This window comes from Proteus vulgaris, assembly GCF_016647575.1.
GTDB classification, from domain to species: Bacteria; Pseudomonadota; Gammaproteobacteria; order Enterobacterales; family Enterobacteriaceae; genus Proteus; species Proteus mirabilis_B.
The window spans coordinates 1,458,887-1,482,189 of sequence record NZ_CP032663.1 but is presented as its reverse complement, the minus strand read 5'-3'; the positions used below and the strand labels follow the sequence as shown (position 1 = coordinate 1,482,189).

Annotated in this window: 23 protein-coding genes; 12 read left to right on the top strand and 11 right to left on the bottom strand. The window is 31.6% G+C overall.

What is annotated here, in order from left to right; translation table 11 throughout:
• The first annotated feature begins 306 nt into the window (after positions 1 to 306).
• The 4 genes from D7029_RS06735 (at position 307) to D7029_RS06720 (ending at position 4,346) form a co-directional block, all read left to right on the top strand.
• A complete protein-coding gene (locus D7029_RS06735; RefSeq protein ID WP_194952203.1) occupies positions 307 to 1,728 on the top strand; it encodes an SMI1/KNR4 family protein in 1,422 nt (473 codons plus the stop codon).
• A 566-nt stretch (positions 1,729 to 2,294) separates the two neighbouring features.
• On the top strand, positions 2,295 to 2,510 hold the full coding sequence (locus tag D7029_RS06730; protein WP_194952202.1) for a hypothetical protein: 216 nt from the start codon (positions 2,295 to 2,297) through the stop codon (positions 2,508 to 2,510).
• 24 nt (positions 2,511 to 2,534) lie between these two features.
• Entirely contained in the window at positions 2,535 to 3,401 is an 867-nt protein-coding gene (locus D7029_RS06725) for an NmrA family NAD(P)-binding protein (RefSeq protein WP_201161572.1), read from the top strand.
• 633 nt (positions 3,402 to 4,034) lie between these two features.
• On the top strand, positions 4,035 to 4,346 hold the full coding sequence (locus tag D7029_RS06720; protein WP_088493240.1) for a hypothetical protein: 312 nt from the start codon (positions 4,035 to 4,037) through the stop codon (positions 4,344 to 4,346).
• A gap of 437 nt (positions 4,347 to 4,783) precedes the next feature.
• On the opposite strand, the gene lpxL is transcribed toward D7029_RS06720, so the two are convergent.
• The 5 genes from lpxL to D7029_RS06695 form a co-directional block, all read right to left on the bottom strand.
• On the bottom strand, positions 4,784 to 5,713 hold the full coding sequence (gene lpxL / locus D7029_RS06715; protein ID WP_194952201.1) for an LpxL/LpxP family Kdo(2)-lipid IV(A) lauroyl/palmitoleoyl acyltransferase: 930 nt from the start codon (positions 5,711 to 5,713) through the stop codon (positions 4,784 to 4,786).
• 467 nt (positions 5,714 to 6,180) lie between these two features.
• Positions 6,181 to 6,393 carry an RNA chaperone/antiterminator CspA gene (gene cspA, locus D7029_RS06710; RefSeq protein ID WP_006537332.1) on the bottom strand — a complete coding sequence of 71 codons (213 nt, stop codon included), beginning with the start codon at positions 6,391 to 6,393 and terminating at the stop codon, positions 6,181 to 6,183.
• A gap of 394 nt (positions 6,394 to 6,787) precedes the next feature.
• The gene (locus tag D7029_RS06705; protein WP_194952200.1) at positions 6,788 to 7,645 is read right to left on the bottom strand and encodes an alpha/beta fold hydrolase; all 858 of its coding nucleotides are present in this window, start codon (positions 7,643 to 7,645) and stop codon (positions 6,788 to 6,790) included.
• Positions 7,646 to 7,906: 261 nt separating this feature from the next.
• Complete coding sequence (locus D7029_RS06700; protein ID WP_194952591.1) at positions 7,907 to 8,443, bottom strand: GNAT family N-acetyltransferase; 537 nt, start codon at positions 8,441 to 8,443, stop codon at positions 7,907 to 7,909.
• 202 nt (positions 8,444 to 8,645) lie between these two features.
• Positions 8,646 to 8,978 (bottom strand): MliC family protein, encoded by a 333-nt coding sequence (locus tag D7029_RS06695; protein WP_194952199.1) that lies wholly within the window; start codon positions 8,976 to 8,978, stop codon positions 8,646 to 8,648.
• Positions 8,979 to 9,358: 380 nt separating this feature from the next.
• On the opposite strand from D7029_RS06695, the gene D7029_RS06690 reads away from it, so the two are divergent.
• Positions 9,359 to 10,255 (top strand): AraC family transcriptional regulator, encoded by an 897-nt coding sequence (locus tag D7029_RS06690; RefSeq protein ID WP_194952198.1) that lies wholly within the window; start codon positions 9,359 to 9,361, stop codon positions 10,253 to 10,255.
• Between the two features lie 79 nt (positions 10,256 to 10,334).
• On the opposite strand, the gene D7029_RS06685 is transcribed toward D7029_RS06690, so the two are convergent.
• Complete coding sequence (locus D7029_RS06685; RefSeq protein WP_194952197.1) at positions 10,335 to 11,831, bottom strand: C69 family dipeptidase; 1,497 nt, start codon at positions 11,829 to 11,831, stop codon at positions 10,335 to 10,337.
• A 417-nt stretch (positions 11,832 to 12,248) separates the two neighbouring features.
• Positions 12,249 to 12,824 carry a hypothetical protein gene (locus tag D7029_RS06680; RefSeq protein WP_194952196.1) on the bottom strand — a complete coding sequence of 192 codons (576 nt, stop codon included), beginning with the start codon at positions 12,822 to 12,824 and terminating at the stop codon, positions 12,249 to 12,251.
• A 224-nt stretch (positions 12,825 to 13,048) separates the two neighbouring features.
• On the opposite strand from D7029_RS06680, the gene D7029_RS06675 reads away from it, so the two are divergent.
• Entirely contained in the window at positions 13,049 to 13,981 is a 933-nt protein-coding gene (locus tag D7029_RS06675; protein ID WP_194952195.1) for a LysR family transcriptional regulator, read from the top strand.
• Between the two features lie 51 nt (positions 13,982 to 14,032).
• On the opposite strand, the gene D7029_RS06670 is transcribed toward D7029_RS06675, so the two are convergent.
• The 3 genes from D7029_RS06670 to cbpA form a co-directional block, all read right to left on the bottom strand.
• Complete coding sequence (locus D7029_RS06670) at positions 14,033 to 15,307, bottom strand: amidohydrolase (RefSeq protein WP_194952194.1); 1,275 nt, start codon at positions 15,305 to 15,307, stop codon at positions 14,033 to 14,035.
• A gap of 286 nt (positions 15,308 to 15,593) precedes the next feature.
• Positions 15,594 to 15,899 carry a chaperone modulator CbpM gene (gene cbpM / locus D7029_RS06665; protein ID WP_194952193.1) on the bottom strand — a complete coding sequence of 102 codons (306 nt, stop codon included), beginning with the start codon at positions 15,897 to 15,899 and terminating at the stop codon, positions 15,594 to 15,596.
• Positions 15,899 to 16,840: a curved DNA-binding protein gene (cbpA, locus tag D7029_RS06660; protein WP_194952192.1), complete on the bottom strand. Its 942-nt coding sequence runs from the start codon at positions 16,838 to 16,840 to the stop codon at positions 15,899 to 15,901. The genes cbpM and cbpA overlap by 1 nt, the downstream gene beginning before the upstream one ends.
• Positions 16,841 to 17,206: 366 nt before the next feature.
• On the opposite strand from cbpA, the gene D7029_RS06655 reads away from it, so the two are divergent.
• Positions 17,207 to 17,539 carry a DUF1971 domain-containing protein gene (locus tag D7029_RS06655; protein WP_194952191.1) on the top strand — a complete coding sequence of 111 codons (333 nt, stop codon included), beginning with the start codon at positions 17,207 to 17,209 and terminating at the stop codon, positions 17,537 to 17,539.
• A gap of 9 nt (positions 17,540 to 17,548) precedes the next feature.
• Positions 17,549 to 17,887 carry a DUF1869 domain-containing protein gene (locus tag D7029_RS06650; RefSeq protein ID WP_194952190.1) on the top strand — a complete coding sequence of 113 codons (339 nt, stop codon included), beginning with the start codon at positions 17,549 to 17,551 and terminating at the stop codon, positions 17,885 to 17,887.
• A gap of 76 nt (positions 17,888 to 17,963) precedes the next feature.
• Here the strand turns inward: D7029_RS06650 and D7029_RS06645 are convergent, their stop codons facing one another.
• Positions 17,964 to 18,836, bottom strand: coding sequence for a LysR family transcriptional regulator (locus D7029_RS06645; RefSeq protein WP_194952189.1), 873 nt, complete (start codon positions 18,834 to 18,836; stop codon positions 17,964 to 17,966).
• Positions 18,837 to 18,936: 100 nt separating this feature from the next.
• Between D7029_RS06645 and D7029_RS06640 the strand changes: the two genes are divergently transcribed.
• The 4 genes from D7029_RS06640 to D7029_RS06625 all read left to right on the top strand — a co-directional run bounded on the left by D7029_RS06640 (position 18,937) and on the right by D7029_RS06625 (position 23,255).
• Complete coding sequence (locus D7029_RS06640) at positions 18,937 to 19,389, top strand: multidrug/biocide efflux PACE transporter (protein ID WP_194952188.1); 453 nt, start codon at positions 18,937 to 18,939, stop codon at positions 19,387 to 19,389.
• Positions 19,390 to 19,555: 166 nt separating this feature from the next.
• Positions 19,556 to 20,083, top strand: coding sequence for a DUF4303 domain-containing protein (locus D7029_RS06635; protein WP_194952187.1), 528 nt, complete (start codon positions 19,556 to 19,558; stop codon positions 20,081 to 20,083).
• A 732-nt stretch (positions 20,084 to 20,815) separates the two neighbouring features.
• Positions 20,816 to 22,015 (top strand): ribokinase, encoded by a 1,200-nt coding sequence (locus D7029_RS06630; protein WP_194952186.1) that lies wholly within the window; start codon positions 20,816 to 20,818, stop codon positions 22,013 to 22,015.
• Positions 22,016 to 22,067: 52 nt separating this feature from the next.
• Positions 22,068 to 23,255, top strand: coding sequence for a NupC/NupG family nucleoside CNT transporter (locus D7029_RS06625; protein WP_088493255.1), 1,188 nt, complete (start codon positions 22,068 to 22,070; stop codon positions 23,253 to 23,255).
• The last annotated feature ends 48 nt before the right edge of the window (positions 23,256 to 23,303 follow it).

Genomic DNA, 23,303 nt, shown 5'->3' with positions numbered 1-23,303 from the left:
TTTAACTCGTGAATAGTTGAGTATTTTACTTGGTTTTTCACAACGACATTGCTCACATTGCTTCTAGTATTTATTGACCAACTCTCCTAGCGTTGGTCTTTTTTTTATCTGCATAAAACCATACACCACTTAACACTAAATGAAGGATAAGCTTTCATACAAAATACTATTATCTTATTGAAGCTAAAATAGTTTATAGTGAAATTTAAGTAAGATAATAATATTGTATTTGGTTTCACTATCTAAAAAGGATTATGAAATAACCACTTTATAATTAAACCATATCATCAATAGGGACTTTAAATTATGGGTTTTATTTCCACGATCATTGGAAAAAATGAAGAGCTAACACCAGAGCAGCAATGGGAACAACTTAATAAAAAATATGCAGATAATCGTATTGAACGTATCCGTGAGAAATTAGCACTCGTTGCTAATATTGATCATGAATATAAAGAATTTGGTGCTGATAATCATAAATATCAGCTAAATTCTCCGCTATCAAAAGAGAAAGTTAATCAGTTACAAGCAAAAATAGGATGTGAATTTCCTGAAGATTATATCGCCTTTGTGACTGAAATTGGTAACGGCGGTACAGGCTCTTATGGTGGCGCTGGTCCTTACTATGGTCTATATGCTTTTGATGATTCAATCGATAGAAATAGCATACAAAATTGTGCCCTGCCTTGCTTACTTAGCCCTAAAATGGATATCGATGAATGGAAAGCATTATGTCATGTACCCGAAGACTGCAGTGATGAAGACTTTGATACTATTTGCGATAGAGTTCATCAAGGTACGCTTTATTTAGGTACTTGTGGTTGCGAATACGATCTTTTATTAGTCGTTAATGGTGATTATAAAGGTCATATTTTATATACATCCGATTGGGTTAATTCGGATACTCCTTACACATTTTCCTATGAAACTTCATTTACACAATGGTATGAACGTTGGTTAGATGAAGTAATTTTAGGCTATGACACAAGCTGGTTTGGTCATCGTATGGGCGGTAATGAAGAAACGTTACTTCAATTTGCCCAAAATAATGAAGATATCACGAAAAAAATTAGTGCGATCAATTCACTAACTAAACTACCTGAATTATCCAACAACAGTTTGGATTTTTTAAAGCAACAACTACAAACTGAAGATATTGAGTTATATAAAGTTTCATTAAATGTTTTAGCCACCTATTTTAAAGAACAAGCACTACCTTATATTCAGCAAGCTTTAGTTGCTCCATTTGATGAAAAAACAGATGTGGTTATTCCTATTATTTACTTTAAATATAAAGATCAATGCGCTCTTTTCAAAGAGAGTCTTCTCCCAATACTTAAAGTAACTAATAACGAAGATACATTGCGTTTCATCGGTTACTCTTTGACCGAATTAGATGCTATTTTAGTTGAAGATTTTCAACCATTCTTTATTCACCCAAATGTAGAAATAATAAGAAGTGCAATTTATGCTGCTTCTCATGATGTTAATTTAAAAGATAAAACATCAGCGTTTTATGAACTTACAATCTCTGAAAATGAAGAGATCTGCTTAGGTGCAATTCAGGCATTATCGAAATCAAATTACATTGACAGTGCATTGTTACCTTATCTACAGCAAGCTTGGAAAATGTACCCTAAAGAAAAGAATCCTTATATACGCAATAACATTTCTTCTTATATTGCAAAGGTATACCAGAACAATGAAATTGATGTTACTCAATGGTAACTAGTCGATAAATATACATTTCCCTTTGTTTAGTTGTTCCAAATAGACAATAACTACATTTTATTATTGTCTATTTTCAATTCCAATCTCATTATAAAGAAGCTTATCGTTATTCTAACCAACAAACTAAATTATCAAGACATTCAACTAAATGTATGCAAACTTTATAGTTAAACCAAGATGATTTTAATTTACATCATTTTGCCTCACTGTTAGGCAAAATTTAAAAGTAAATAAAATCAATTAGTTAAATAATAACAAACTTACACGGTCATTTACCTTTGTAGAAAATCATTTTAATTCTGCACTTATTCTTATTATTTCTTTTTAAAGTTTGTTACAGATTGATATCTTTTTTTCCCTTACTATTGGTTTCAGTATTTCATCACTGATAGATATTTAATTTTCCCCCGCCTTGTGCGGGGATTTTTTTATCTGAATTCTCTTCTTAAGATGCTCAATCACTAAATCCCCACTATTTTCAAACTAAACGTGCTTTTATATTCTTTTCCCATAGCGCAAACATATTAGGGCTGTTATATCTTTTGCAATGTATGGGAGGGTATATGGCAATAAAACTCAGATTAGCTACAGAACAAGATGTACAACACCTTCATAAAATGGGAAATGAAAGTTATCGCTATCATTGGCTTGAAGTACTCGCCGAAAACCATAAAGCCATAACTTTCTATAAAGCTAATGGGATGGAGATCATAAAAGAGTTCACTTTTAAAAGTGCTACACAGCAGAGTACTGAATTTATTATGACTAAATTAGTTTAACTGACTTACCATAGGTAACTTATTGTGGAAAATAAAATTCTAATTACAGGAGCAACAGGTCAAGTAGGTGGGTTACTTGTAAAGTCACTACAAGAGAAAGGCTATAATAATGTGGTATTGGCAGTTAGAAAACCTGCAGAAAATACTCATCTCCCCTATCCCACGGTATTAATGGACTACGATAAACCTGAAACAATAAAGCAGGCTTTAACAGGTATTAACTCTGTCTTTATGATGACGGGTTATACAATTAACATGCTACAACAAAGTAAAGTTTTCATTGATATTGCCAAACAACATGGTGTGGATTATATCGTTCATTTAGGTGCTTGTGGCGATGATAATGCTCAAGTTTCACATTGGGCTTGGCATCAACTTATTGAAAGATATATTGAGTGGTCTGGTATACGGTTTACTCATCTTCGCCCAGAATCATATATGCAAAATATATTAGGCTATCAAGGGGATAATAATTTAAATAAAAATACGCTTCGCTCTTATTTTGGTGATGCTATTTTGAGTTGGGTTGATTGTACAGACGTTGCTGAAATGGCAGCTCATTGTTTGTTATCGCCAAATCAACATGCTGGCAATACTTACCGTTTAGGGTATGAAAACAAAAATTATCAACAAATGGCTCAATTAATTACAGAAACATTAGGAGTTCCTTTTCAATATCAGGCAGATCCTCCTGATGAATTTTGGAAATATGCACAAGAAAGTCAGCTTGAGCTTGCTTATATGAAAAGTATTTACGATCACTATGTTGATTTTACTTCTGGCAAATTATCTAGAGACGGTGAGATATTTGATAACTTTGAGAAAATAACAGGGAAACCTGCGACGACACTAAAACAATTTATTCTCAATAATAAAAAGCATTTCAATTAGTCATATAAACGTAGATCAGCTTAACGGCTAGGACCTTTTTATTATTTTGCTCCCCATGCTTCTATCTCGAATGCTTGCAAATTATCTTTGATATTCCTATTTGCAAGCATCCATTATTTTTCAGATTTTATGCACAGATATAAAGCATCTTATCTGTAATTAAGTTCCCTTCAATAACAGGCTCTATCTTATCTATTTAAAACCAATCTAATTAAGATGATTTTTATTCTTAATAATCATTTCTTTGTAATATTTTGACAAATATTTTTGAACTCTGAAATTACTCATTTTATAAGTATTCTATTTTAACGACAAAATGTATCACTAAAAAATTAAGCAATTTAACTAATATCAAAAAAGGTTAACTTATTAACAAAAATAATCAAAATGAAACTTATCATTTTTATTTCAATTACTTATGTAATTTAAAATCAATTCACACTAATAATAAAGCACTGAAAAGATCATAAAATCATTCATAAATCTTTATCTAGCTGTCATTAACCATCAAGATTTTTTACAGATTGATATATTTTTTTCCTCTAATATTCCTTCCATCAACCCAGCACGAAAAGATAATTTTTCATCGTGCACAAAAAAATTAGTCAAATAAATAATATTGAGGAATATAGAATGAAAAAGAATTTTGTTATTGGAACTTGTCTAGCACTCTTATTATCTGCTCCAGTTATGGCAAATAACAATAAAACTATCGGCTCAGGAACAATTACTTTTACAGGCTCTATTGTAGAAGGAAATTGTATGACTCATTCAGTAGGAAATACTTTCAAAGCAAATTGCTGGAATGGTACTGAAATGGAAGAAACTCTACATAAAATCGAACCTAATAAAGTATTTAACGCTCAATTGAGTGAAAATAAAGGTTCAATGAGCATCAATTGGATCAAAGAAAATGTAGGTATAATGGATATCGTATATAACTAATATAGCAACTTTAAAACCCTATATTTTTAATAAACATTAATCTCTATTAAATAGAAATAATATTTATTATTAAATAACGAGTATATATTTTCCAAGAATTAGAATTCATTACTATATAAATGGTATTTTCTATTATGGTTATAATATATTAGGCAGATATAGTTTATTTCTATATCTGCTAACTCTGTTTTAACTCATTTATAAAAATTCTTATCTTCCTATTCTCTGATCTTCTTATCTTTACTTTGTCACTTCTATTCTTATCTTCTAAATCCATACAAATCCTAGGGTTGACAACTCAAGTGATAATGATTATCTTTTACCTTGTGAATAGTTGAGTATTTTACTTGGTTTTTCACAACAACATTGCTCACATTGCTTCCAGTATTTACTGTGACCAACACATAATGTGTTGGTCTTTTTTTATACATAAATAATTAATTATAAAAACTGGCTTCACCCGCTGGTCGAGTTTTAAAACGACGGTGTGCCCATAAATATTGATCTGGGGCTCGCATAATTTCTGTTTCAATCAATTTATTCATTCTATCTGTGTCATTTTGAATATCTTCAGAAGGATAATTAATCAGCTCTTTACCAATAATTAAACTGTATTTTTTGCCTTTCTGATTTTCATTTCTAACCAAAGTAACGGTTAAAGAAGGAGCCCCTGATAGTTTTGCTAATATAGCAACTCCTTTTGAAGTTGATGTTTTTTCAACACAGAAGAAAGGAGAGAATGTTGTACCTTTTAAACCGAAGTCTTGGTCTGGAGCAAACCAAATTGCTTTCCCTTTCTTTAACTCCATAACCATAAACTTTAAGTTACGTCTATCTATCATGCCTTTATTTGAACGGCACCTTGCTTTGGTTTGGATAAATTCCATTGCTTTATTATTATGTGGTCGATACATCGCATTTACAGGGAAACAAAGCCCCATAATGCGACCACCTAACTCTAGTGACATAGAATGTATACCAATGAGTAAAATTCCAGCTTTTTTATCATTTGCATCAGTGAAATTGGAGATCCCTTGTACTTCAAATAGATTCTTTAGTCGGCGATCACTCCAAAACCACGCCATACCTGTTTCAAATAATGCCACACCTAGTGACGATAAATTATCCATAACAAGCGTGTTAATTTCATTTTTATCTTTATTAGGGAAACATAATTCTAAATTTCTCTTTATGATAGAAACTCTTCTTTTGACAAAGAAACGAGATAACAACCCAAGATGTTTACCTAAAAAAAGTAGCCAAGAATAAGGAAGCTGTACTAATAAAAAAAGAATAAAGACACCAAACCAAGTTAAGAAATATTTTGGATGTAATAGATGCAATGAAAAAATATTTTTTGCGTACACAAGTTTGTCCTTTAGGAACTAAAAAGCATTTAAGCCACATTAAATTAGACGTCAATTATTTAAAATAAGTCATTAAATATTAATTTTATTTTTTATCTTAAATTACTTTTTTATGATTTATCTGATATCTTTTATTCTAATAAAATTTTTTTCTTTCTTTTGATTGAGAAGACAATATCTTAATGCCTTTATTTTGCCATTATAAGAATTTATTTATCCATTAATTTATTTCTCTGTAAAAATTATTAGGTATTAAAGTAAATATATTTCTAAAATTTTAAATAATTTACATTAAATACTTACATAACTTTAATAAAGCTATATTTTATACGCTTTGATAAACTCACCTCAAATTAAAATAATGCTAGAAATTGATATAAAAAAACCCCACCGAAGTGAGGTTTTTTAGGTCTTACTTGTATTGATGTTGCATTAAGCAATCTATACAGTAATAACGACTCAATAGATTACAGAGCGATTACGTTCGCTGCTGCTGGGCCTTTAGCGCCATTTTCGATAGAAAATGAAACTTCTTGGCCTTCTTTCAGAGATTTGAAGCTGTCGCTTTGGATCGCTGAAAAGTGTACGAATACGTCTTTGCTACCGTCTTTAGGAGTGATAAAGCCAAAACCTTTATCATCGTTAAACCATTTTACTGTACCAGTCATTGTATTAGACATAAGATTTCCTTTAATTAATTATTTTGCCATAAGGCATTGTTTGCGGTTTGATTTCGGATTTTTACTTATGGTCACTATTTGAAGGAATTCGCAACGAAGAGGTATCAGGGATAACGCTAAACGGTGAACTACTTAAAACTGCACTAACATAAATAGGTCTGTACTTCCAAACCAGTGGCGCTATTAAGTCATATAATTCGGTTTATAGCAAATTATTTTCATCTTTATTTAAAAAAACTTTTTACGCGCAGAATTAGAAAATAATTATAAGATAAAAATAATTATCTATTTTACCTATCTCATTATTTTAATTTAAAAATATGAATAAAAAAGTAGATACTGTTATTTTTGAAGATAATCAGTATCTACTCTATCATTAATGTACTACATCACCTTAATCAGCTAGTTCTAATAAAATTTCTTCTGTTTTCGTCCACAGAAGTGAACCACCTTCTTCTGGCCATAAATGCCGTTCAGCATTAGGAAAACGTTGAAACAATAAATCTCCAAAGTCCGGAGAATGAACGGTACTAGTATCCTTCATTCCATACCATAAAGTTGTTGGTGTCTTTATTTCTTCAGGTGAAAATCCCCAAGGTTGCATCGCAATCAGTAAATCTTGAGTGTATCCATCATTACCCTGTTTAAAAGCTTCTGCCATACATTCTTGATAAACGGGGAGAAAATCAACTGATTTATAAATAGCCAAATCAACATCAGCACTATAATTTAGAATAAAATCCATTAGCCATTTAGCTGTTATATTTTGCTTAATCCAACTGGTTAACAGTTCTGGTGCTCCAACAGCTTGACGCTGCATAGTAACAACATCATCTGTTAGCTTATTTTGTGTATCAGGATAATCAAATTGATCTTGCCCTGCGACAATCAGTAATTTATCAACATGACAGTAAACACAAAGAGCCATCGCAAAAACAGCACCTTGTGAAAACCCCATTACATTAATATTTTTGATACGAAGATGATCTAATAAAAATAAAATATCTTCAGAAAAAGATTTTAACGATTTTTTAGGATCAAAAGTAGAATCACCTAATCCTGAGCGAGTTGGTGTAATCAAACGAATATTAAGCTTATTTAAGAGGTCAATTTCGACCCCCAATAAACCGCTCATACCTGCACCAGTACAAAATAATACTGGCTTACCTTGCTCTGGACCCGATTCATACCACGTTAAATTTCTATTATCTGGTAGTGATAGATTATATTTTCTTGAGTTTTTAATTTTCATTAGATTTTGTCTTTTATTAATTTTTGACAACACATTGCCTACCAATTTGGATAGCAATGTCTATTTTCAAGTTTTATTTTTAAAAATTAATGTTCAGACTAGCTAAGGGTAAGACTTCATATAAACTCTCAATAAATTTTGTTTCGTTACAGATAAATGGATAAACCGAAATTTATTCTTTGTTTTTAAAAAAACAAAAAACCGTAGATTTTATCCTACTCACTATTAGTATAATCAAATTAGCTGTAATAAATAAGGGTTCTACCATTGATCGCCACTACGAAAATCACAATATAACGATGAAGTTAAATCAATTTCATTTATAGCACTCAATGCCATAATTCCTTCATCATCACCCTCTGTTTGTTTGTAAACGCCTTGGTTTAATTCAAAGAGCTTACCTTCCCATTTATGCCATCCTAACAGAGAATATAACGGTACGCCTTTTTCAGAAGCAGAGAGTAACCCAAGCTGATAACAAGACTTGATAATATCATTTGCTTGAGTCATTAATTCTTTACCTATTCCTTGTCGGCGATAGTCCTTTAAAACAGCCATTGCCTCAACATATCCTACCGATATAGGATTATTATCAATCGCCATATTTCTTTGAACAATAGCAACATGCCCTACCATCTTTTCTTGATAATAAGCAAAAATATGCATACCACCTAATGCATGCTGAAAGTCATCTAATGAAAAGTCATCACCAAAACTTTCTATTAACAAAAAATACAGTATTTCTTTCTCTATTTTGGATAAGTGACAAGTATGCTTGGATGTATATTTAATAATCATAAAAAACCATTTAGCAATCACAATAAGACTATCTTTATAACTGATTTGTTTTTTATGACCAACTTATTTGTGTGATAAAAAATGCGTTATTACTTTTCTATACTTATTTTTTTATTTTTAATTATTATATTTACTTAATCTTTTTCTTATAAAAAAGAGGACAATAAATTGTCCTCTTTTTCATTTATAACTGGTTTCTACGTTATTTTACTAATTTACAGGTACGGCCCTTATCTTCAGCAACTCGCCCATTAACTGCATCATCTTCTGAAATCGTTGCTAAATTAAATTCACCTTTACCTTTGCCCCAAATTTGGAAGTTTTCACCAACATAACGAGCACCACTAGCCGCAACAGCCTCTTTTAAAACAATAATTTCATCGCTGTAATACATAACAGCTAACTGTTCATTAGGGAAAGAAACTCTAATTTTTTGGCCTTCACAGTTATAAGTATCCGTTTTAGCTGCCAAAGCAGGAGCTGTTATTAATGAAGAAACTAAGGCAATAGCAGAAATAGAAAGTAACTTATTCATTTACATCTCCTAAAATAACCAAGTAAGGTTTTATTAATAAATTTAGACTAGACTTTATCTTTTAAAGATAAAATAGGATATCTCCGCATTTTATTAAAACTGAAAATATATATAAATATTTTAATTTAAGATTAATTTTAATAAAAAATCATCAATCATTGATGATTGAGTTAAAATGCAATTTTTTAATTAAAGTCAATTTTGATTCAAATAAATTGCAATACATAACTTTACATTATTACCCGCCTATTTTACTTTATTCAATGTAACTATCACTATACGATATGCTATTATCCTAACACCTATAAATTTATTGTAGTTCAATAAATTAAGTCGATCTTGTTGAAAAATATCGATAGAAAAAAATAATAGGAATATTCATGCTACAAGAGAATGTTGTTAAAGATATCATCGTTTGGATTGAGCAAAATCTCGATTCACGTTTATCGTTAGATATTGTTGCTGAGAAATCAGGCTATACAAAATGGCATTTTCAGCGCTTATTTAAAGCGTATACAGGAATATCTTTAGGAAAATACATACTCGCTCGTCGTTTATCTTGCGGCGCCTACGCGTTAAGAGTAACACGTTGTAGCCTCTTAGATATTTCGTTGAAGTATCGCTTTGATTCCCAACAAACATTTTGCCGAGCCTTTAAAAAACAGTTTAATATTACGCCTTCAGAATATAGAAAAAAACCCGGTTGGGATATTAGTGAACTGATTTTTCCTGCATTAGAAACCGTTGAACTGAGTGCTAAATATGAGGTAGTTACATTCCCATCTCAAAAATTAGTTGGCATGTCACATCATTACAATAAGCCTATTTCAACATGGGATTCAGACAAGAAAAAATTCAGAAAAGAATTTTGGCGTAAATTTTTAAAAGATGTACATACAATTCCCACTGAGTTATATGCAATGCATCGAGCATCTGCAAGTACATTAGAAGATACTATGTACATTTATAGCACTGCTGTTGATAAAGAAAAGTTAGCAAAAACATCAAATGTTTCTGCCATGTCACAATTAGAATTGCCGAGTGGCAACTATCTGGCCATTACGTTTCATATGAATGAAATCTTAGATTCATTAACTGGCTATGATGACATTATTTATACGGTCTATACAAAAGTACTTCCGAAAATGAATTTATTGCGCAGACCCGGCCCAGACATCGAACGATATACACTAAAGGAATCTGTGGGTTACGATAAATTACTTGGTCAAAGTGATCATTACGTACAAAAAATTAGCTACTATATCCCCGTTCTTTAATTAATTTCATCTATAAAAAAGATCCCAATTTAATTGGGATCTTTCTATTAAAATAAATAACTGAAATACTTCTCTGTTATTAGTCTTTTTTAGACTTATTAGCAAAGAAAATATCGTCTTGAATATCTTTTGTTCTTACTGTAAACAATTCATTCATTAAATTTTCAGTTAATTTTTCAGCATCTGCCATGACTCGTAGATTAAATTCATTAAGCATTTTATCCGCACCGGTTTTATCCGTTTTCACCATAGTGAGATATTTAGCTTCCATTTCTTTTTGCTCTAATGCAGTTTTTGCTTCCCATTCTTGGTAAGCTTTTTTCACAATTGGTGCAAGTTTTGGATAATCTGTCATTACTAATGTTTGTAACTTACGATATTTCCAGTAAATAGAATCACTGTCTGCTTGATTTGTTCCTATTCCATAATGTTGTGGATAAGCTTTTAATCCACTGTAATACGGAACAAATGCAGTTAAATCCGCCATACCTAAACCGACATAAGTCACTTCACCTATTTCTTGAGGAAGTTCAGGGCGGACTTGCATAACATGCGCTTCATAAGTTCTAAATACACTAATTGGACGCCAAGATCCTTGACCATTTAATCCATTAGTATATGGGTCGTGCTCTGTTCCTTCAAAGTGATTACGTAACATCGCTTTAGCTTCTTCAACAGATACTTTTTTCTCAGGTGTTAATAAAGGCGCGAAATTACGACCATCATCCACAGCTTGTTTTAATGATGGATTAAATTGTTGCTGGATAACCCACACACGCGGATCATTATAAGTACGATCTCGTTCATCATCTCGTGTATAAGCTTTTGAAAAATTAAATGCGCCTTCTTTTTCAGGATTATATAGCCCTTTCTCAACAGCAAATTCCACTAGATTTTTAGAGCCTAAAACATCATCACTGTTAATATCGTAATGTTGTAATCGACCTTGGTTTCCTGTCGCAAAGTACTTATCTTTAGGTAATTTTTGTGCGATCCAATGATGTCCTGTTCCAGTTTCTAAATACCAAAGCTCGTTTTTATCAACAACAGCAACACCAAATCCCTCACCAGCACCTTGTTTTTCAATAATACTTCCTAATAATTCCACTGCTTCACGAGCTGTTTTTGCTCTTGAAAGCAAAACATCTGGAATATCATCTTCAGTTATCCCAGTATCTTCAACATAGGGATCAAAAGAGAGCGCTTTAGGTGAAGCAAAAATAGACTCGGTACCACTGACACCAACACCCAATTCGTTAAATCCTGTTGCACCATGAAGTTGCGTTTTCCAATTCGGTACAGTGGTATAACGTAATGAATTCTTAGGTAATGGATAAGTGAAATTATTAGCACCATTATGCTCTTTGGTACTGTAAATTCCCGTTTGATTCGTTTTAGCCGGATGAATAACAAAATGTTGTGCTTTTAATGCATCGCTATCTGCGCTACGAGCAATAATCAACGAACCATCATTTGTAGCTTCGCTTCCCGCTAATAGCGTTGTACAGGCTAAAGCTGAAGAAACTAATGCAATATTAACGGATAAAGCAATAATACCTTTTTTGAATAAAGACATAAAACTCCCCATTTGCTTGTTATTTATAATTTATAGATCAATTAAGTATCTTTTTAGAATCAAAATAAAAAACTAGATAGATAATTTGATGCAAAATATTAGCAATGAAAAAGCTTGGGTTTCCGTGATTTATATCTCAATGATCATTATATTTCGAAATAAAAATATTAATTTTACGCATCATATTAATATCAGTAATTTTTATATAAAGGTATATTTAAAATACAAATAAAATCAGATGAGTTTTGTTATTAATATTATTTAAATGTAATTGATAGCGGTGCTATTTATATAAATAGTCATTAATATTAAATACAATGGCAATACATTAAATATGATAATAACTTGTGTTAATTTTGTTGTATTAACATAAAAAAGAGCTCCAATTTTATTTTTTTGGAGCTCTTTTATTGAAATCTATTTTCCACTTCTTTCTTTTATAAATTCAAATAGTTGATTAAACTCTTCCATTGTTCCAACGGCTCTTATTGGAATTATTATATAATTATGTTCTTCTAAATCTATAAAAATATATTTTTTATAGATAAATGTATCAATAACAGCTGACCAATAAGTTTTATGAGAAATATTTTCATATCTCTGCTCTATAAATTTTCTATTTATTCTTAATTCAAAATTATGACCAATTCCTTCAATTTCTCTTTTTTCATTTCTTTTGGTTAAATACTCATCTAGATAGGAAAAAAGTCCTAACATAATTAATAAAGAAGCAAAAATAATAAGAATATAAAGATTAAGATCTTTCATTCTCTGTAACTCATCACTTACAATATCATTATTTAAATAAATTTTAATCGCGTTTAAAATTAAGAAAAAAACAGACAAGCCAGATAATACTAATAATGAAATTAATAAATTAGAAAGAAAAGCATAGCCTTTAATATATTTTCTCTCTCTTGATTTCATTTTTTTTTGGAGTTTTTTTAATTCATTTACTGATAATGAGTATTGTAAAGAAAATCGGCTTTTCATATAATTAATCCTTTAATAACATTACTTTACAGGCTTTATAATATCATATTATCTACTTTATAATAAAAGTTATAAATCCTAAATAACAGTTATAATCTACGTCTTTACTCTTAAAATATTCCTTATAAAAACTGTTTAAAATTTCCATCATCACTATTATTCAATAATCAATTCATTAACGGTATAATCGTATACAAGATGAACTGACTAAAACAAAAAACATAATGGCAATTAATATAAAAAGAACTTCTTGGTCAGGGGGATGGGCGACTTTACGCGACCTTGAAATCATACAAACCGTGATCGATCAGGGAAGTGTCACCAATGCCGCAGATCAGTTGGGTATTTCTCAACCAGCGGTAAGCCAGACATTAAACCAGATCGAGAAACGTTGTGGTAAAAAGTTATTCACTCGTGAAAATAATAAATTAATACCAAACTCTGATGCCTTATTGCTTTATGAAGAAATCGCCAATATCGCTGAATCCTTCAGCCGATTAAGCCATTTTCACCATCAAGAAAAAAAACGGAGTCTACGAATTCTAGTTCCACCAACATTAGCTTATGGTTTTATCAATCAGGCCACCACTCTATTTATCAAAAAATATCAAGTTAATGTCCATTTAGAAATATCTAGAAGTGAACAGCTACTTTCTTTAATTGCAAAAGAACAAGCTGATATTGTTATTACTGACAATATGACCATTAATAGCAATTATAATTTGACACAAATTCCAATGAGAGAAACTCAAATTATTTGTGCAATCCCTAAAGCACATGCATTATCTACAAAAAGCACCATCACACCTGATGACTTACATGAACAGTCTTTTATTGCTTTAGTTAAAAGTAATATTGGTCGTACAGTTATTGATCGAGCGCTCAATAAATCAAAATCGAAGCCTAATATTATTGCTGAAGTTTCTGATCAAGATACAGCGATGACATTTGTAAAAAATGGCTTAGGAGTCAGTTTAATTAATTCATTTCCTACTATTGAAACAGAAGATATTGTTTATAGAGAATTTACACCGACGATTATGAGTAATATTTGTTTTTTCACCTCGAAAAAAACAGAGCATGAAACGCAACTTTATATCGAGTTTATTAAAGAGCATCAACCAGATGCTTCTCTATTTTCGACCCCAATTAAATAGTTATTAAGGTCTCATTCTATGCAATATCGACAAATAGAAGAGACCTTTCTCTTATTTATGCATCTCAAGAATAGAGAGAATACCTTCAGTAAAAAGTGTTAACCCGATGGAAAGCGCCTCTTCATCAATATCGAATTTTTCTTTATGATGCCCATCAAGTTGATCTGCGCCTACTAAGAAGAATAGTGCTTTCCCTTTTTTCTCTTGCACTCTTCTTACCATTAATGAGACATCCTCACTTCCTCCTAAAGGTAATACGACATTTAATAAATCTGGATGTGCATCAACAACACCTTGCATGATATCTATCATTTCTCGATCATTTCTAAAATTTGTCGCTTCACCCGTAATATCTATTTTTGTTTCTAGTTGGTAAGAAGTTGCAATACCATCGACATATTTTTTTATACTATTAAATAAGTATTGTGTTATTTCAGCATCCTGCCCACGAACTTCTAATTGCATTTTTGCAGAGCTAGGAATAAGGCTACGATTTTCGCCTACAATTAAGGTTCCAATGTTTACTCGTGTCATACCTTTACCATGCCTTGGTGTTGCTAATATCTCATTAGCTAAAAAGCATGCTCCAGCTAATGCGTTATTTCCCTTTTCTGGTTCATCAATAGCATTAGAGGATTTTCCTTTTAAAAAAATATCTAATTTAGTGGTACAAAGAAAATCAAAAGGATCGAGTGCAATTTCACCTTTTTTTAAATTACATCCAATATGCATCCCCATAAAATAATCAGTATCATCTAATACTCCACTATCGCTTATTGCTCTTGCACCTCTCACTCCTTCTTCTGCGGGTTGGAATATTAATTTATATTTCCCACGTAAAGCGTGAATGTTTTGTTTTAACCAGTGAGCAAGACCAAGCCCTATTGCAGTGTGCCCATCATGACCACAAGCATGCATTAATCCAGAACGGCGTGAAGCAAATCCCTGTTTATTAGGCAGATGAGTATCATCATTTGACTCTTGGACATAAACGCAATCAATATCAAAACGAAAGGTAAATGTAGGACCAGGAATTTCTGTATCAATAATAGCCATACATCCTGTTAAACCGTCCATTTCAGCCAATAACTCAGCACTGATCCCTTTTTCTTCAGCTATTTTGATAGCCTCATTAACTAATTTTTCATCTCGACCTAAAATACTTTCTCGACAAATAATATAAGGACCTGTTTTTACTTCAATATTCATCTCTCGCAATATGTTTATTATCGTTCCTGTTGTCACAAATTCTGTCCAGCCAATTTCTGGAAACTGGTGAAACGTTCTACGCCATTCTATTAATTTATTGATTTGGATTGGCTTCATTATTTTTCCCTTACAAAAAATAAATCTCTTATTACTAAAAGAGAGAAATTGATAAATATAATATTATGGTTATCATAACTTAATACTTATGAATGTGAATGTGATCTCAACGCCATTTTGCTTATTTTTAAAGCAGGCATTTTAATAATGAAAATCAAGGAGAGTGGTGAAAAATAATGTTTAAAATCAATTAATAATAAATATAGAAATTTAAAGTATTAATAAAATTTAGGCATAAAAATAGCCACTAAAGTGTTTACTCTTATAGTAGCTATTTTATTAATGATTATTCATTTATAAATCGCATTAACTGCTGACGTAATTGCTTATTTTCTTGTTTTAACTGTTCATTTTCATCTAATAAAGTCAGTGCGATAGCGATACCGTGCCAATCTAATGCGAGCTCTTTATGAAGTTTTAATGCACGATGTGTCACCACGATAGCATTATCATCGAAAAACCACTCCTGAGTTTCAATTTCTAACGGTTCAATCACACCAAGAGCTACAAATTCTTTAAGCTCATCATCTGATATTCCAGTGTGATGACAAAATTCAGTAACAGTAAATACGGTTGTTGTTAATTGACCCATTATTTATTCTCCCAGTCTTTACGTGGATTATAATCGGTCTGACTATCTGCAATTTGTTGCCATAATTCGCGTGTCTTTTCATCGGATTTAGGTGGCATAACAATTTTTAAAATTGCATATAAATCACCGCTAACCTTTTTACTAACTAACCCTTTTCCTTTAATACGTAGCTTTTGTCCTGCCTGACTTCCCGCAGGAATAGTTAACAAGATTTTTTCTTTTATTGTAGGAATAGGAATTTTTGCACCTAATGCAGCTTCCCAAGGAGCTACAGGAACAACTATTTCTAAATCGTGGCCTTTAATATCAAATAGAGGATGAGGCGCAATACGAATTGTTAACCATAAATCACCATTTTCACCTCCATTCTCACCTACTGTACCCTGACCTTTTAAACGAATGCGTTGCCCATCAATAACACCGGCTGGAATTTTAACATTCAAAGTTTTAGGGATCTCTTTTTCCAAAATTCCAAAAACATTATAAACAGGTAAGTGATAACTAATCGTACGCTTATGTTCTTCCTGTGATTCTTCTAGAAAAACGGCCAATTCTATCTCTAAATCATGTCCACGTTGTTTAGGTGCTTGTTGAGATCGACGACCTTCAAATGGAGAGTGTTGACCAAAAAATGAAGCGTAAAAATCATCAAAATCTTCTTGGCTAAAGCTTTCTTGATCCTTATTTGAATGTTGTTGTGTAAATTGCCTAAATTTAGGATCGTTACGATGAGCCCAAAGTTCATCATATTCAGCTCTACGTTGTTCATCGCCTAATATTTCCCATGCTTGAGCAATTTCTTTAAAACGCTCTTCTGCATTTGGCTCTTTACTTACATCTGGATGATATTTTTTCGCTAAACGGCGATAAGCTGTTTTAATCGTTTTAGTATCATCAGTGGGTTTGACACCCATTATGGCGTAGTAATCCTTTAATTCCATAGTGACATCTCAATTATGTTAAATAATGAATTAAATATTAATACCCTAGACTTGGTTAATTATAGAACAAACAAATTATGTTGATGAGTAGAAACCCTATAATAGCACCAACCAAACGACTAAAAAACGACCGCCACTTAAAAAATAATTTAACTTTTAAAAAATAATTTAATTAAAGAAAACAAGATATTAATTAATCCAGCACGATATTGTTACTTTTTTCTTTAAAATTGCATTTGAAATACTTCATTATAAGGGGTAGATTTTATTCGACAGCACAATACCTTATTGCATTATTAACAATAATTTTTCTGCTTAAATAAGATGAAAATAGAAAAATGAGACACTCATTTTTAGGGAGGTAAAATGGAACGAATTATAATTCCCACTCACTATATTCATGTGCGATCAACGCCACTTTGGACTAAAGATACTGCGCCTAAATCTATTTGGGAAAGACATTTAGATAAAGGAACTCGTCAAGGGGTTTATCCAAAGCTATCTGTTATGCAAGGAGTGATTATTTATTACGCATATGCAGATGAATTTAGCCCAGAGCCTACGGAAACGTTAGTGATCCATGCCGGTGAATTTGGTGTATTCCCACCAGAGACATGGCACAAAATAGAAGCCCAAACTGAAGATACTGTTTTTAATGTCGATTTTTATGTCGATCCTAAAATACTTGCCGAAGGTTAAAATAATAATATGAAAGATGAAAATAAAGGCTACTTATTAGAACTGATTAATACTCATGGCAAAGAGAAATCTCAAAAAGTATTTCTAAATCCCAAAATTTTATATATTCCAGAAGTCGCGACTAAAGAAGTTTTACTTTTGATTAATGAGCTGAAAAATAAGGTAAATATTGACTCACAAGAACTCACCTTAGTATTAACAAACAAAAACAACGGCGTTTCTGTTGATAAAGATAGCTTTTTAGCTGATTTGTTAGACGCTGATATATCCAGTTTAATAGTCAAAGATCTTATCAATATTGTACGTGGCTATGATATGGATGAAGAAACCAATGTTTGTGGCTGGTAAAGTAACGTTGTCAAAAAATTTAAATCACCTTCACTATGCATGCCTATTAGTCATGAAGGTGATTTATTTCCTGTGCCTAAATAGAATGTGGAATGCTATTTTTCAAAAGTTTATCAATCATCCAATATCCCGCTTTTCCGGGTGGATTATTTCTTGACCACACTAAATCAATATCTATTTTTTTCGGAAACTGATCGTAATTTAGGCTAACCAATAATTTATGCCCAAATTGCTCGACTAGCCAAGTGGGTAATATTGCCCATCCCATTTCTTGCTCTGCCATTTCAAGCAGTAACAAATAGTTAGGGGCAAGCCAATTCTTTTCGCTATTAATAATAAATTGAGCTCGACTACTTAGCCTTAATTGGCGATACATCGTTAAATGCTGATAATTAATTTTATTTTCTTTCGCAAGAGGATGATTTTTATGTGCATATAATCCTAACTTACCACTTACAGGTAAACGAGCAAAAGCAATATCAGCGGGATATTCTATTCGTGACTCCATCATACCAATATGTGCCTGATTATTTTGTAGCATATTGATGACATCATCGTTTTCAGCAACAAGAAATTCAAACTCAATATGAGGAAATTCTTTATCTAGAACCTTTAAAAGCTGCTCAGAATGAGGGGGTTGATACATATCAGAAAAAACACAGCTTAGACGAGGTTCCATTTCTGGAGATAGTTCTATTCTTAATGCTTGTAAGCGTTCATCCGCCGCTAATATGTCTTCAACTAAACTTAATACCTTTTGCCCTGCAAAAGTCAGCGTTGATTCTCTTCCTTTACGTTCAAATAGCTCAAAGCCCATATCATCTTCAAATCCACTGATCGTACTACTGACGGTAGATTGACTTTTATTTAATTTTCGCGCAGCCGCAGAAAATGATTTTAACGAAGCTGCTTCAATGAATGTACGCAAGGTTTCTATGGAATAGTTCATTATGGTATCGGTTTTTTCGATGGCTCCTATTTTGTATATATACAAAATATCACCAATAATTGCACTCGTTTTTTGTTAAATAATTAATTTGAGGTGGGATATGAGCCAATATCAAAAAACATTTACTGAGCGCGTTTTTCACGCTGTTTCATTTGAAGTGATAGCCATCGCAATAACAGCGCCACTTAGTGCATGGATTTTGGGTCGCTCAATTTTTCAAATGGGAACGGTTGCTATTGTTTTATCAACATTAGCTATGTTATTGAATTTATTTTATAACATGATTTTTGACCGCTATTGGCCTTTAATCAAAGGGCCAAGACCAACAAAAATACGAGTCATGCATGCTATTGGTTTTGAATTAAGTTTTGTGATTATTGGTTTACCAATATTGGCATTTTTATTAAATATGTCGTTGTGGAGTGCATTCTTATTAGAAGTCGGCTTCTTTGCCTTTTTCCTTTTCTATACTTATGCATTTAATCTTAGTTACGACAAATTACGTGAAAATTGGTTTGATCGTAAACAAAAACAAGTAATTGCACGTCAATAATTACACAAAAACACCTTTTGAACTATCATTAGGTGTTTTATCACTAATCAAAAGTAGGCACTCATTATTTTATATCATTAAGTTATAATATTAATATACTATTATTATTATCTTCATACAGAGCAATTATTATGATTGTCGCTATATCTAACAGGGTTATGATTCAATGATGATATTAAATGATGAAATAATTAAAAATATAAAAAATGATATTGTCTCTTTTGCAATAACAGAAACAGAGAAATTTTTAACAGAAAAAAGTGGCGAAGTCTTTTACGCCTTTGCGTTCGATTTAAATGCCGCATATGGAGAAGTAAATCTTTGCTTTAACTCTGAAGAATATTTTCAAAAAACATTAAAATACTATCAAAATCAATCTGATAGTTGTATTTATCATTCATATGAAGAGATAAAAAACTTAAAATACAATACAGGTGATTGGGAATACCAATGCTTTAGTACTATTTATCCTATCGATGAAACATGCTTAGAACAACTTTATCATACGTCTTATGAAGACGGCTCTTACTCTCACGTTTTAACAAAAATTATTCACATATTTTCAGAATGCCTAACCCTGTTTAAGCAAACAGATACTTACAAAAAAATTCCAAAAACTGAGGATTTTATTGCTTTTACAATTGATCATGATGAAGATGTTGAAGATGCTTTAATGCGTATTGGAAAATATTAATAAAACTGTGTAGAACGATAAATATCGTAGATGTTCAAAAATAAAGCGATAACCGAACGGTTATTTATTACCGACACAAAAAGAGCATCAATAAATGATCTTTTTTATTAGTTCTATATTTTTTGCAATTTTTTTGACCACCATATTAGCCTATTGGTGTTTCTCTGCACTTTTTCCTAAAGCTCCACCAACAACACTTTCATGCCTTTTTATAAGAGTACTTATTGGCGTATTACTTGTTATCGCTGATATTTGTTTGATTTTTATCCTACTAAGTCAATTACTTTGATTTGATTAAATTTTATATGAAAATACTATCGATATTATTTCTCTTTATCTTATATTAATTCTGAACTGAATATTTTTAATTTCAGGTAACGAATAGATGTTAGGCAATGGCGATAACACTAATATATCTTTATTGGTATTCTTTTTACGTTTTAGTGGATACCAAAAGCTATCAATTTCCTATCCATTCTCAGATATCCAATCATTTCAATGATGACAAAATCAAAAATCAGTAAATAATTTTTAATTATTTCATTACGATTTTAGATAATCAGCCAACGGTAAATAAACTGCGTTATCCACATATTTTTCTTAAAATTTATCTAAACGGACAGATAATTGTCCAATTACGAGCAAAAAACGTGACTACTCAAGCAGAATAAACTTAATTAACCTCTATTATCTTAACAAATGGTAAAACATTTTTTAACAAAAGAGGGTGATATGAAAAAAAAGAGTAGTATTGCATTTATCAGAAAAAAATTAGTGAAAGATAATTCTATCTATGTAAAAGAGCTCAGTGCTCTACTTCATGTATCGGAAAGAACCGTAAGAAGATACATAGATGAATTACAGTTATTAGGTATAGCAACTAAATTTCATGGCGGAGTGAGATTACAAAAAATTGAATTAGAACCAATAATAAATAGAACCATTGATGAAACCAGAGTGCTTCAAATTGATTGCGAAGAACAAGGTAGAGATAAAAAAATTGCAGATAAATGCTCATTATATATTTTAGGATCTTTCAATTTAGATGTTGTCACAGAAGTTGAAAGATTTCCTTTTGTTGGAGAGACAATCAAAGCAATCTCTACAAACTTTTTCCCTGGTGGAAAAGGTGCTAATCAAGCGGTTGCGGCAGCTGAATTAAATGATCATGTGCATTTTTTTGTTAAAGTAGGCGACGATTCATTTGGCGCTACCGCAGAGAAATATTTTGGTACTACAAAGATAAATTCATATACCTTAATTAAGGATGCCAATGCAAAGACAGGAAATGCATTAGTTATGGTTGAGAACACCACTGGTAACAATAGTATTATTATTGATCTAGGGGCTAATGCAACAATCACTAAAGCTGAAATTCTTTCAGATATTAATAATCTACAATCTGCAAAGATTTTTCTTACTCAATTAGAAAATAATATAGATGCGACCAAGTTTGCGATTGAAATAGCAAAAAAATCGGGATGTTATGTCATTCTTAACCCAGCGCCCTATTCAGATCAAATTGTCTCACATTTGTCATCTATTGATTTATTAATACCAAATGGAACAGAAGCAGAATTAATATCAAACATTAAAATTGATAGCGTTATTTCAGCACAGGAAGCCATAAAAGCAATACACAATTTAGGTGTTAAAGAAATAGTAATGACACTTGGTGACAGTGGTGCACTTTATTTCAATGGCACCACAATGAAATATTACAAAGCAATGAGTGCTTCTGTTGTTGATACAAGCGGCGCTGGTGATGCATTCACAGGTGCTTTAGCTGCAAAATTAATAGAAGGTAAAAATATGGATGAAGCAATTAAGTTTTCTATTGCTTATGCATCATTGGCCGTTGAAAAAAAAGGGGCATCATCAATGCCATCTAAAACAAGTGTTGATGTCAGATTAAAAAAAGAGCGTATGTAAGGGAAGTGCATAAATAACCACCCCGTTAATAAATTATATAATCGAGGTCATTATGAAATATTTAATTTTCATTATTAGCCTTCTCTTAATTTTTATAGTGGCATCTTCAATTAGTTTTAATGCTAATAAAATAAAAAGAAAATTTATTCCTATTTTTATTCTTTTATTAATAGAGGCCACCGTTGCTTTTATACTTCTACACACGTCTATTGGGATCACAATTCTTAATACGACGAATATAGGTATAGAATATTTAGTACATCATGCAAATAAAGGAATTGATTTTGTATTTGGAGATATAAGCACAAAAACACCTATTGTGTTCGTTATTGTTGCTCTAATGCCTTTAGTGTTTATTTGCTCAATTATTGGGATATTAAAATATTTTGGTATTCTCCGGCTGATTATTCTAACTATCGGATACCTTATTAATAAAGTTGCAAAAGTTGGTAAACTTGAATCTTTTTCAGCGGTTAGTGCTGTCGTTGTGGGTATGATGGCAGTGTATGTATCAATTAAAGAATACATACCCAATTTAACAAAACCACAAATGTACACAATAGCTGCATGCTCATTATCTACTGTCGATATCGCAATATTGGGTGCTTACACTCAAATGTTATCACCTCAATTTGTCTTTATCGGTGTTTGCCTAAACTTTTTTAGTACTTTCGTTATTGTTTCCATTATAAACCCTAACGATCCTATTGAAATATCTAACAATTTTTCTGGCCCTAAAAATGAACATCATAGTTTTTTTGAAGTACTAACAGAGCATATGCTCGATGGTTTTAAATTAATTCTAGCGATAGTTCCAATGCTTCTTGGCTTTATTGCTCTAATTAGCATGTTGAATGATATTTTTTTACACCTCATAGGAATAAGTTTCCAAGGTCTTCTTGGTTATATTTTCTCTCCTATTGCATTTGTGCTTGGCGTCCCTTGGCAGGACAGTATTGAATTCGGGAAAATTATTGCCACAAAAATTTTAACGAATGAATTTGTTGCAATGATTGATTATATAAAATTAGAGGATCTGAGCCCAAGAACGGAAGCCATTATCTCTGTATTCCTAATTTCGTTCGCAAATTTTGGTTCAGTCGGAATGATTATTGCTTGTGTCGCCAGTATCAGTAAAGAACATGGAAAAATGATAGCGGCGAATAGTTTTAGACTGATCGTGGGTTCAACGTTGGTGAGTTGCTTATCTGCAACGATGGTCGGTATTTTTATTAACTGATATTTATTTCATAAGTATTTTTTAATTCTACTTTTTATTCAATGCGTT